Raw genomic sequence first — 11,307 nt, 5'->3', positions numbered from 1 at the left:
GTATACATGACCGCACCCCGATTCATTTGCCGAAACACCAAAATGCTCTTGCCGAGAGGGGGCCGTCCATACATGACGGTGGGTGGGGGCTGGCTCGTTTCGACCGAAGTACTTCGGTGCGCGCGCTCAACTCACGCGGAGGGCGGCGAGTTGGCCGAGGGGCTTTGCTGCCGGCACGAGCGACGGCGACTTGGCGATTGTGTTCGGCAGATAGATGCCGCGCCGTGTCGCGTGAGGTTTGAACGTATCGGTCAGGCCGACCACAGTTTCGGCGGCGCCGAGCGCCAGGTAGCCGTCGGGCTCGAGCCGCTTGGCGAGACGCTCGAAGATCGACACCTTGGTCGGCTGATCGAAATAGATCAGCACGTTGCGGCAGAAGATCACGTCGAACATGCCGAGCTGGCCGTAGTCCTGCAGCAGGTTGAACTGGCGATGCTGGATCATTGCGCGCAGTTCGGGGCTGATCTCCCACAGCTCGCCGGTCTGCTTGAAGTACTTCACCAGCAGCTGGATCGGCAGACCGCGCTGCACTTCAAACTGGCTGAACAGCCCGGACTTGGATTTTTCCAGCACCGACTGCGAGAGATCAGTGGCGACGATATCGAATCGCCATCCGGCGACCGCCGGCCCAAGCTCCTTCAGGCACATCGCGATGGAATACGGCTCCTGCCCGGTCGACGACGCCGCGCACCAGATCCGCAGGCTGCGTTTGCCGGCGCGAGCCTGCAGCAGCGCTGGCAAAATCTCTTCGCGCAGATGATCGAATGGCAGCTTGTCGCGGAAGAAGAAGGTCTCGTTAGTGGTCATCGCTTCGACCACATCGCCCGTGACCTTTTCGACCCCGCTTTTCATCTTCTGAACGAGATCGCCGATGCCATCGAGGCCGAGCCGGCGCGCCAGCGGCAGCAGGCGGCTTTCGATCAAGTACTGCTTGTCGGTGGAAAGGTCGAGGCCGGAACGTTCCTTGAGGGTCTTGCGCAGATAGTCGAAATCAGCCGGCGTCACGAACGATCTCCTGAGAACAAGCGAACCAGCTTCGGCCCGATTTGATTGAGCGGCAGCACCGCGGCGCAGATGCCCGCATTGGCGGCGGCGCCGGGCATGCCCCACACCACGCTGGACGCTTCGTCCTGCGCGATCACGCTGCCACCCGCGGCGACGATTTCCTTGCCGCCGCGCATGCCATCCGACCCCATGCCGGTCAGCAGCACCGCGAGCACGCCGCCCTGCCAGAATTCTATCGCCGAGCTGAACAGCGGGTCGACCGCGGGCTTGCAGAAGTTGACTGGCGGCCCGTCGTCGAGCGCGATTACTGGACTGTTGCCCTGCTTGGCGATGCGCATGTGGCGCCCGCCGGGCGCGAGATAAATCCGCCCGGGCTTGATCGCCTCGCCATCGACGCCCTCGTGGGCCGGATGACGCGATGCGCGCATCAGATGTTCGGCCAGAATGGTCGTGAAGGTCGGCGGCATGTGCTGTGTGATCAGCACCGGATAGCGGTCGATCACCGGGCCGATATCGGCGACCAGCGACATCAGCGCTTGCGGGCCGCCGGTCGAGGAGCCGATCAGCAGCACGCGCGGCGCGGTCGGGCCGAACGACCGCTTCACCAGCGCCGTCTGGCTGGGCACGCTCGGCATGGCGGCAATGTGCGCGGCAGGTTCGCGAAGCCGATCGAGTGCTGACGCAGCCGAAGCCAAAGGCGGCGCAACAGCCGTCGCCTTGCGGCGAACCTTGCCGCCGAGGTGCCGGATCTTCTGCAGCAGATCGTGCTTGAAGATGTCGGCGGCGTGCGGCTCGCGCGTCGATTCCGGCTTGGGGATGTAGTCGGAAGCGCCGAGTGACAATGCCTTGAAGCTGATCTCGGCGTTGCGGCGGGTCAACGTCGAGGCCATGATGATGATCAGGTCCCGCTTCTTGGCGAGCAGCCTTGGCAGAGCCGAAATGCCGTCGAGCTCGGGCATTTCGATATCAAGCACCGCCACGTCCGGCCGGACGCGGTCGATCTGATTGACGGCGTCAAGGCCGGTCCGGAGCGAGGCGGCCACCACCATGTCCGGCTCGGCTTCGATCCAGCGCGAGATCAGACCGCGGATCACCACCGAATCGTCGACGATCATCACGCGCAGGGGCTCATACTGCGTCGAACTTGCGGCGGGACTACCTGCCAATGCTACACTCATCACTCACCGACGCAACGCAACTTCCCCACCGCGTCGGGTGACGCGGCGTCGACCGACTTTCGGCGGATCAGCTCAGATCAGGCCGACTTCCTGAAACTTTGCCGTCACGATGTCCTTGTCGAATGGCTTCATGATGTACTCGTTGGCGCCGGCGTGCAGCGCGCGAGCGATGTGCGCGACGTCGTTCTCGGTGGTGCAGAACACCACCTTCGGCACGTCGCCGCCCGGCATCCGGCGCAGATTGCGCAGGAATTCGTAGCCATCCATCACCGGCATGTTCCAGTCGAGCAGCACCGCGTCCGGCAGCCCGTGCTTGCAGACTTCGAGCGCCTTCTCGCCGTCTTCGGCTTCGACAATCTCGAAGTCGAGCCCTTCGAGGATCCGCCGAGCGACCTTTCGGATCACGCTCGAGTCATCGACCACCAAACATGTCTTCATTGTCTGCCTCTGTCAGTCAGCGCCCGAACCAACGGACGAATGTGTTGTTGCCGGGAGCGTGCGGTTACGCGGCCATCCGCGCATGCGAGATTTCGAGCACCTTGTCGACGTCGAGTACAACCATCAGTTGGCCGTCGAGCCGATGAACCCCGTTCGCGAATGATGCCATCCGCGGATCGAGATTCACCGGGTTGACCTCGCGGCCCTCGTCCGGAAGCGTCAGGACCTCACCGATCGTGTCGATCAGCAGGCCGTAGGATTCGCCACGCAGGTCGACGCCCATCGCCATCGGCGGCCTGCCGTCGTTGTTCTTCGGCAGACCGAGACGGGCGCGCATGTCGATCGCGGTGACGATGCGTCCGCGCAAATTCAGTACGCCCGCAACGTCGTCGGGTGCGAGCGGCACGCGCGTCAGCCGCTCAGGCATGAACACGTCCTGCACCCGCGAGATCGGCAGCCCGAACAATTGCCCGCCGATCATCGCGGTGGCGAATTGGGTGGTGTTACCGCTGATGGCGTCGACTTGCCGGCTCATCGTCTGGTGTCCTTCCTGGTCTCGGTCATGCCGCCTGCTGCTGCAGCGCATCGACCCGTTCATGGCTCACGGTCTGCTCCTTCAGCGCCGCGATCAGGCCCGGGCGATCGAACTTGGCCACGTAGTCGGCGAGACCCGCCTGTCGGCCGCGCTCGATTGCCGCCGGCGACACCAGCGAGGACAACGCGATCACCGGCGTCGCCGAGATCTTGGCATCGGCGCGGATCGCTTCGGCGAACTCGAAGCCGTTCATGTCCGGCATCTCGATGTCGGTGAGGATCACGTCGAACTGAGCGCCGGTGCGCAGCACCGACAGCCCTTCGACCGCCGACGTCGCCAGCCGCACCTTGTAGCCGGCCGCCTTCAGCACCGGGCCAAGCATGTTTCGGAAGAACGCACTGTCATCCACCAGCAGCACCGAGCGGGTGCCGAGCGACTGCTTCATCTCCTTGCGCGAAAGCCAGTCGGAGAACGCCATCGGCAGGAAGTGGGCGACGTCGATCACCTCGGTGGCGAGCCCCTTGATCACGGCCGAGCCGAGAATTCCGTCGCGGCTGGAGCCGACCTGGATCTGCAGATGCTCCTCGACGATATCGACGATCTCGTCGACGACCAGGCCCATGCTGCGATCGTCGTCGGCGAACACCAGGATCGGCTGCACGCCGGTGCGCGCAACGGTGACGCCTTCCATCAGCACCAGCGGCATCAGCTGCTGGCGGTACTGAACCATGTAGCGGCCGTTCGAGATTTCGATCTTGTCGGCAGCGATCTCCTCCAGCCGGGTGACCAGCGACAGCGGCACCGCCTTCGGCTGCGGCGAGCCCGAGCGAAACACGAGTAGCGACGTGAGCTGTTCAGTGGAGGCGGCGCGGGTCGCGGCGCTCTGCTCGGACAGATCGTGCTGCGCCGACACCGAGGTCCCGAGCGCCTGCGCAATGCCGTTCGGATCGACGATCATGATCACCGCGCCGTCACCAAGGATGGTGTTGCCGGAGAACATGCCGATGTGCCGCAGCTTGGTCGACATCGGTTTGACAACGATTTCCTCGGTGTGAAACACCGCGTCGACGACGATGCCGAAAGTCTGGCTGCCGACCTGCGTCACCACGATGAAGCCATTCTCCGGCTCGGTCGAGCCGGTGCCGTCGTCGATGTGCAGCAGCTTCTTCAGGTGCATCAGCGGCAGCAGCTTGTCGCGCAGCCGCAGCACCGGCGTATCCTTGATACGTTCGATGCGATGTTCGGAATTGGCTCGCGCGCGAACCAGCTCGACCACCGCAAGCTGCGGGATCGCGAAGCGGTCGCCGCCGGCTTCGACGATCAGCGCCGACACGATCGCCAATGTCAGCGGGATCTTGATGGTGACGCTGGAACCCTCGCCGGCCACCGACTTGATCTCGATGGTGCCGCCGATCTGGTCGATATTGGTGCGCACCACGTCCATGCCGACGCCGCGGCCCGACACGCTGGTGACTTGCGCGGCGGTCGAGAAGCCCGGCGCAAAGATGAACTTGTGGATCTGCGCCTCGGTCATGCGCTCGACGTCGGCTTCGCTGACGAGGCCGTTGGCAATCGCCTTGGCCTTGATCTTCTCGGTGTTGAGACCGCGGCCATTGTCGGCGATGCAGATCACGATGTGGCCGCCCTCGTGATAGGCCGACAGGCGGATCGTACCCTGCTCGGGCTTGCCGCTGCGCACCCGCTCCTCCGGACGCTCGAGCCCGTGATCGGCGGAGTTGCGCACCATATGGGTGAGCGGATCCTTGATCAGGTCGAGCACCTGGCGATCCAGCTCGGTGTCGGCGCCGTGCATTTCGAGTTCGATGTGCTTGCCGAGTTCGGAGGCGAGATCGCGCACGATCCGCGGCAGCTTCTGCCAGGCATTGCCGATCGGCTGCATCCGGGTCTTCATGACGCCGTCCTGCAACTCGGCCGTGACGGTCGACAGCCGCTGCAGCGGCACCTTGAACTCGGTGTCCTCGTGGCGACGGCTGATCTCGAGCAGCTGGTTGCGGGTCAGCACCAGCTCGGACACCATCGTCATCAGGTGTTCGAGCGTATCGACATTGACGCGGATGGACTGGTTGGCGATGCGGTCGCCTTCGGCCGGAGCCGTCTCCTGATCGTTCGCCTTCTTGACAGGTTTGACGGGGGCTTTCGACGCCGTGCCGGCGTCCGCCAACCCCACCACGGCCGCGGACGTTTCCGGCTCGTCGGCCGGCGCCAGCGGCGGCGCGACGACTTCGATCGCGGTTTCGCGGAAGGCGCGCTCCAACTCGTCGAGCGAGACCTCGCCGGGACGCAGCGGACGTTCGAGGGTCTGCGGCACCAGCGTGCCCTCGGCCTTGTCGGCTTCCATGCCGGCAGTGACAGTCGCCGCTACCGGTGCAGCCGCGCCGAGCTCGGCGGCGATGTCTTCCGCGGTACGCATCGATAGCCGTTCGAGCTCGCCGATCAGGTCGCCGTCTTCGCCCGGAGGCTCGGCTTCGGTCGCTTCCAGCCCGCCAAGGATGTCCTTGATCCGATCGATCGTGGTCAGGATCAGCGTCACGGCCTCGCCGGTTACCGGCATGCCGTCGCGGAATTTGCCCATCAGCGTTTCGGCCGCGTGCGCCAATGCTTCCAGTCGCGGCAGGCCGAGAAATCCGCAGGTGCCCTTGATGGTGTGCACGAGGCGGAAGACGTTATCCAGAATCTTCGCGTTGTTGGGCTCTTGCTCGAAGCGGACCAGCTGGTTGTCGACCGTATCCAGACTTTCGAAGGTTTCCGTCAAAAACTCACGGAGGAGATCGTCCATGTGCGCTGGCCTCTATACGCGGGCGCACGGCAACAGCCGTGACCGAATTGCGCGGCCACTGTCTGCGGAAAGCGTTTAATATTAGTTGCGGGCAGGAAACTGCGCCTGCCGTAAGAAGGCGAGTCGAACGTGTAGTAATACCAGGTGGATTTCCTAACCTGGTCTTTACCATGCGGTCCCGGATTTTCGAATCCGGCTTAGACCGCGCTTACCACCAAAGTATCACCTTCGGGCGCCAGCGTGACGGTCAGTCCGCAGGCCTCGGCCAAGAGGCGCGTGTAGTAGGGCTGCACACCGTGCGACTCGATCGGGCCGGCATGTCTGCCGCTGAGCATGTCGACGACGTTCTGCGGGGTACGGACGTTGAGGCCGGCACTGATCACCCGGAACGACAGTGCCTCTCCGTCGCCGACCGGCTCGACGGTCAGCGTACCGCCACGGGGAATGGTCTGCTGCGCGATGATCAGCATGTTCAGCAGCAGCTTGACCCGATTTTTGGCCAGCAGCAGACGCGGAAGATTCCAAGTGATCTTGGTCTTGTCGTCTTCGAAATGACCGCGAGCCATGTTCTGGGCGTCGCCGAGATCGATCTGCGCGCCGGCAGAACCGGCTGCGCCAAACGCCAGCCGGCAGAATTGCAGGCGGGCTGATGCTGTTTTGGCGCTTTTGCGGATGAGGTCGAGGGCGAAGTCCTTGTCTTCCTGCTTGTTGCTGTCGTCGAGCACTTCGAGGCCATTGACGATCGCGCCGACCGGGCTGATGAGATCGTGACAAACCCGCGAGCACAGCAGCGCGGCCAGCTCGAGTGCATCCGGTGCCGGAGCCTGGACGGGAGTGGGACTGTCGGGCATCGGTCTGCTCCTCGGAAGCCGCGCGGCTCGTTCAAAACGAATCAGCCATGGTGTCTGGCTTGATACACTGCGGCCGGTTGCGCTGCCAACATCGGGCGGCATCAGGCTGCCGGACAGGAGACGGAATGATGGCGACTGGGGACGCGCCGGAGCACGGCCGCTCGATCGCGGGCGAGACCGCCTTGGCCTGGATGCAGCCGCTCACCGAGCTGGTGATCCGCGCCGGCGCCGCGATCCTGGCGATCGACCGCTCCGGTCGGGTCGACCACAAATCCGACGGCTCACCGGTAACCGCCGCGGATCTTGCGGCCGACCGGGTGATCGCCGAAGGGTTGGCGCAGATCGCCCCGCAGTTGCCTGCCCTTTCGGAAGAGCGCTGCAGTACCGGGCGGCCGGACGCGCCCAGCTTCTTCGTGATCGATCCGCTCGACGGCACCAAGGAATATGTCTCCGGCCGCGACGAATTTACCGTCAATCTGGCGCTGGTCAGCGACGGCGAACCGCTGCTCGGCATCGTCGGCGCACCGGCGCTCGGCGTGATCTGGCGAGGCTTGGTCGGCCACGGCGCAGAGCGGCTGAGCGTTGCGGCCGATGGCACGATTGCCGGCACCGCGCCGATCCACACCCGGCCGCTGCCACCACCCGGCGCGCCCTGGACGGTGGCGATCAGCCGGTCGCACCTCGATGCGCGGACCCTCGCCTTCATCGCTGAACGTCCCGGCGCCGTGCAGGCGCAGTTGGGATCGGCGCTGAAATTCGGCCGGATCGCCGAGGGCGCCGCGGACATCTATCCGCGGATGTCGCCGACCTGCGAGTGGGACATCGCGGCCGGCGCGGCCGTGGTGATCGCCGCCGGCGGCAAGCTGACCGACGCCAGCGGCGCCCCGCTGCGCTTCGACGTGCCGCGACCGAATTTCATCGTGCCAGAGTTCATCGCCTGGGGTGACCCGGCGGCGACCTGAGAGGAAACGCGGGCTTCGACGTCGAAGACCCCCGTCATTGCGAGCGAAGCGAAGCAATCCGGCGGCGCCGAGCATCGTGGCGCTGGATTGCTTGGTCGCTTCGCTCCTCGCAATGACGGATTAAGCGCTTGATTTTCATCTGTTATTCCGACGCACCTGCGCTCTGCCGGCAGCTGTTTCGGGGCTAGTTGGCCAGCGTCGCCCGCACCGCAGGCCATTGCTGCTGGGCCGGTTTCAGATAACGCCCCGGGTCGGCGGCGAAGGCGCTGCGGCTGTCCTCGCGGGCGAACAGGAACAGCCGCTGGCCGCTGACCAGCCACAGCAGCGGATTGCCCGGTACCGGCACCCCACGTGCGATCCCGACCGGATCGTAGCCGCCGAACTGCGGGCCATAGATCTCCGGATGGGCGACAAACGCCGCCATATTGGAGGGATTGCAGAACCGCCAGATCGCGCCGCCGGACGAGGCCTCGTATTCGGCAGCGCCCATCTGGGCCTCGCGTTCGGTAAAAAACGCCACAGGATCAAAACCGTCGATCGCCAACCCGGTATGTCGATCGACAACTACGCGCTCGGTGGTTGCAGCCTGCAGGCTCAGCAACGGAGCCGACATGAACAACAGCCCGGCGAGCCAGATAGTGGCGAACCACTGGCGAATCTCGTTTCGTTCCTGCCGCTGTGCCGTCATAGTTCAAATCGATAAGGTTCGAATCGTGGGGCCGTCGGGCCACACTAGCCGGCGCAAGTCAGCGTCCGGTTAAGGGGATGGGCCGGGGATCGAACACCCAGGGGTGAGTTGGATGACCATCGTTTCACGTCGTGCTGCGTTGGCGCTGCTTGCGTCGGCGGCGTTCATCGTGCCGGCTGCGGCGCAGCAACAGCCGTTGCCGCCGCGCGCCTCCGCGAGCCCCAACACCTATGGCCCGGAGGAATTGACCGCCGCCGGCCATCGCTTCTTCGGCAACGTCTCGCGCGGGCTCGCTTCGGTGATCGAGCGCGCGGTCAGCCAATGGGGCCTGCCCAACGGTTATGTGCTGGGCGAGGAAGGCTCGGGCGCGTTCGTGGCCGGCCTGCGCTACGGCGAGGGCACGCTCTACACCAAAAACGCCGGCGATCTGCGGGTATACTGGCAGGGTCCGTCGGTCGGCTTCGACTGGGGCGGCAACGGGGCCCGCACCATGACGCTGGTCTACAACCTGCCCTCCACCAACGCGATCTATCAGCGCTTCGGCGGCATCGACGGCTCGGCCTATGTGGTCGGCGGCTTCGGCATGACGGCGCTGACCGCGAACGGCATCGTGCTGGTGCCGATCCAGTCCGGCATCGGGCTGCGGCTCGGCGCCAATATCGGCTATCTGAAGTTCACGCCGTCTGCGACCTGGAATCCGTTCTGAGCCGAGTGGCTGCGGCCGCTCTCATCCCCTGCCGGGATTCACGTTAACGCCGCAACGCACTGGCGCTGCGGCGGCGCTCCGTGGCAGGGTGCGGCCGGAATTTCGGCCGGACGATGACGCGTGCCCGGCGCCCCGCGGGCGCGGCGCGCCGCTCCATCGGCTTTGCCATCAGACTTCATGCAGGCGCAATCCGCCCTCGGGCCGGCGCGCGCGGCGCTTCGCTTTCGGGTAGGAGAACTTCATGATCGAGCAGATCATGTATCTGGCGATCGGCTTTCTGGCCGCGATGCTGCTGGCGCTGATGATCGCGCCGCTGGTGCACAACCGCGCGGTGCGGCTGACCACCAAGCGGCTGGAGGCGGCGACGCCGCTGTCGATGGCCGAGATCCAGGCCGACAAGGACCAGCTTCGCGCCGAATTCGCGATGTCGGCGCGGCGGCTGGAGATGAGCGTCGAGCAACTCCGCAGCAAGACCACCAGCCAGCTCGCCGAGATCGGCCGCAAGACCGACGCGGTCAACCGCCTCAAGGTCGAGCTCGCCGAAAAGAACGAAGCGATCCTGACGCTGGAAGCGCGCGAGAAGTCGCTCAACGAGCAGCTCCGCAGCACCGAGCAGGAGTTCGCCGCCAAGATGCAGGAGCTGCGCAGTGCCGAGGCGGCGCTGGCCGAGAAGCAGGCCGAGCTGGCGCGGATCAACACCGAACTCGCCGACCGCTCGATGCTGGCCGATACGCGGCAGGTCGAACTCGTCGCCGTGCGCACCCAGATCGAGGAGCTGCGCGGCCGCGTCAGCGAGGCCGAGCGTGAGTTCAGCGCAACGCAGACGAGGCTGGAAAGCCAGCGCGGTGAATCCGCCAGCACCAGCCGTGACCTCACCGAGGCCCGCAGCCGCGCCGAACAGCTCGGCAGCCGGGTCGCCGATCTCGACCGCCAGCTGGTCGCGCAGGTCAAGGAGGCCGAGCAGCTCGGCAGCCGTGTGGCTGCGCTGGAAGCCGAAAACGCCGGACTGCGCGCCGCCGCGGCCGCCGCCGAGCAGGAGCTGCAGCAGCTGCGCGGCGGCAAGGCCGCCTCTCCCGCCAAGGCGGGCAACGCCGAATTCGCCCGGCTGCAGGCCGAAAAATCCACGCTGGAACAGCAATTGCAGCAGGCCCGCGACGAACGCGCCGCGGCGCAGCGCGAGCTGACCGCGATCCAGCAGCAGGCCGAGAACAGCTGGGCGACCGAGCGCATGGAAAACGCGCTGCTGCGCGAGCGCATCAACGACATCGCCGCAGAAGTCGCCAAGCTCGCGATAACGCTGGAGGGCCCGGATTCGCCGATCGAGGCGATCCTCGCCGGCCAGGGCAGCGGCGCTCCGGCAGTTGCCGCCAAGCCTGCAGCAGCAGCCCGAAACGACGCCGAAGCCCCCGCCGCACCGGTCGCCGGCGGCACCCTCGCCGAACGCATCCGCGCATTGCAGTCCCACGCCTCGCGGGCGCGGCAGATCGGCTGACGATCGTTCCGGCGTGGCCGGCCGCCTCGCTGGAAGTCGCCGTGAACGTGCGACCGCGGCAATTGCGTGAACGACGCGGCAAATTCCCGGCTTGCCGCTTGACACCCCCGCCCCTCCCTACGTAAATCGCGCCTCTACGGCATCGGGCCGGCGCACAGCGCAAGCCCTCGATCCGGTCCCGGGCGCATAGCTCAGCGGGAGAGCGTTCCCTTCACACGGGAGAGGTCCAAGGTTCGATCCCTTGTGCGCCCACCATCCAACCCGACCTGAATTAGGAGCGCAGTCGCGCTGAGCCCGGGCCGAGTCCGGCCCGTGTCACATTGTGCCCTTCGACAAAGGCCACACAGGTTGTCGTTGAACGGACAGCCTGTGGACCGCGCGTTAGAGCAGTTCCCGGATTGATTGAAGCGTTATCGCGCTATCGAGGCTGACTGACAGCTCGGGCAAGTCACGGCCATTTTCCAATCCGCCTGATTTGCTGACAATCTCCGCCATGGCCAGGCTTGTCCCGTCCACGCCTTTGCTGCGTTTTCGGCAGCAAGGCGTGGATGCCCGGCACAAGGCCACTGCTGTCCGGCTTAGTTTTAGTGGACAAAGCGCATGGCGTTGATTCTTCTGTATTCCGAGCGTCTGGCAACGTTTCGGGACACGGGAG

Annotated in this window: 11 protein-coding genes and 1 tRNA gene; 4 read left to right on the top strand and 8 right to left on the bottom strand. The window is 65.5% G+C overall.

Translation table 11 applies throughout. From position 1 onward, the window contains the following. Nucleotides 1–126 precede the first annotated feature (126 nt). The 6 genes from D4Q52_RS25670 to chpT all read right to left on the bottom strand — a co-directional run bounded on the left by D4Q52_RS25670 (nt 127) and on the right by chpT (nt 6,804). The gene (locus D4Q52_RS25670) at nt 127–1,005 is read right to left on the bottom strand and encodes a CheR family methyltransferase (protein WP_119859423.1); all 879 of its coding nucleotides are present in this window, start codon (nt 1,003–1,005) and stop codon (nt 127–129) included. Then, the gene (locus D4Q52_RS25665; RefSeq protein WP_119859422.1) at nt 1,002–2,183 is read right to left on the bottom strand and encodes a protein-glutamate methylesterase/protein-glutamine glutaminase; all 1,182 of its coding nucleotides are present in this window, start codon (nt 2,181–2,183) and stop codon (nt 1,002–1,004) included. The genes D4Q52_RS25670 and D4Q52_RS25665 overlap by 4 nt, the downstream gene beginning before the upstream one ends. Before the next feature lie 72 nt (nt 2,184–2,255). Continuing rightward, entirely contained in the window at nt 2,256–2,621 is a 366-nt protein-coding gene (locus D4Q52_RS25660) for a response regulator (protein WP_119859421.1), read from the bottom strand. 64 nt (nt 2,622–2,685) lie between these two features. After that, entirely contained in the window at nt 2,686–3,156 is a 471-nt protein-coding gene (locus D4Q52_RS25655) for a chemotaxis protein CheW (protein WP_119859420.1), read from the bottom strand. 25 nt (nt 3,157–3,181) lie between these two features. Next, nucleotides 3,182–5,953 (bottom strand): hybrid sensor histidine kinase/response regulator, encoded by a 2,772-nt coding sequence (locus D4Q52_RS25650; RefSeq protein WP_119859419.1) that lies wholly within the window; start codon nt 5,951–5,953, stop codon nt 3,182–3,184. Between the two features lie 197 nt (nt 5,954–6,150). Next, a complete protein-coding gene (gene chpT / locus D4Q52_RS25645) occupies nt 6,151–6,804 on the bottom strand; it encodes a histidine phosphotransferase ChpT (protein WP_119859418.1) in 654 nt (217 codons plus the stop codon). Between the two features lie 128 nt (nt 6,805–6,932). Between chpT and D4Q52_RS25640 the strand changes: the two genes are divergently transcribed. Continuing rightward, entirely contained in the window at nt 6,933–7,766 is an 834-nt protein-coding gene (locus D4Q52_RS25640) for a 3'(2'),5'-bisphosphate nucleotidase CysQ family protein (RefSeq protein ID WP_119859424.1), read from the top strand. 184 nt (nt 7,767–7,950) lie between these two features. On the opposite strand, the gene D4Q52_RS25635 is transcribed toward D4Q52_RS25640, so the two are convergent. Next, the gene (locus D4Q52_RS25635) at nt 7,951–8,454 is read right to left on the bottom strand and encodes a YHS domain-containing (seleno)protein (protein WP_119859417.1); all 504 of its coding nucleotides are present in this window, start codon (nt 8,452–8,454) and stop codon (nt 7,951–7,953) included. Between the two features lie 112 nt (nt 8,455–8,566). Here D4Q52_RS25635 and D4Q52_RS25630 point away from each other — a divergent pair, with 112 nt between their 5' ends. The 3 genes from D4Q52_RS25630 to D4Q52_RS25620 all read left to right on the top strand — a co-directional run bounded on the left by D4Q52_RS25630 (nt 8,567) and on the right by D4Q52_RS25620 (nt 10,907). Then, nucleotides 8,567–9,160 carry a DUF1134 domain-containing protein gene (locus tag D4Q52_RS25630; RefSeq protein ID WP_119859416.1) on the top strand — a complete coding sequence of 198 codons (594 nt, stop codon included), beginning with the start codon at nt 8,567–8,569 and terminating at the stop codon, nt 9,158–9,160. A 241-nt stretch (nt 9,161–9,401) separates the two neighbouring features. Continuing rightward, nucleotides 9,402–10,652 (top strand): hypothetical protein, encoded by a 1,251-nt coding sequence (locus D4Q52_RS25625; protein ID WP_119859415.1) that lies wholly within the window; start codon nt 9,402–9,404, stop codon nt 10,650–10,652. A 180-nt stretch (nt 10,653–10,832) separates the two neighbouring features. Beyond that, nucleotides 10,833–10,907: transfer RNA gene (locus D4Q52_RS25620), tRNA-Val, on the top strand. Nucleotides 10,908–11,033: 126 nt separating this feature from the next. On the opposite strand, the gene D4Q52_RS26645 is transcribed toward D4Q52_RS25620, so the two are convergent. Further along, nucleotides 11,034–11,307: hypothetical protein (locus tag D4Q52_RS26645; RefSeq protein ID WP_210210166.1), on the bottom strand; the 274-nt coding region annotated here is incomplete at its 5' end.

The sequence above is a fragment of the Rhodopseudomonas palustris genome, assembly GCF_003591005.1.
GTDB classification, from domain to species: domain Bacteria; phylum Pseudomonadota; class Alphaproteobacteria; order Rhizobiales; family Xanthobacteraceae; genus Rhodopseudomonas; species Rhodopseudomonas palustris_K.
This window is presented reverse-complemented; position numbering and strand designations above follow the sequence as displayed.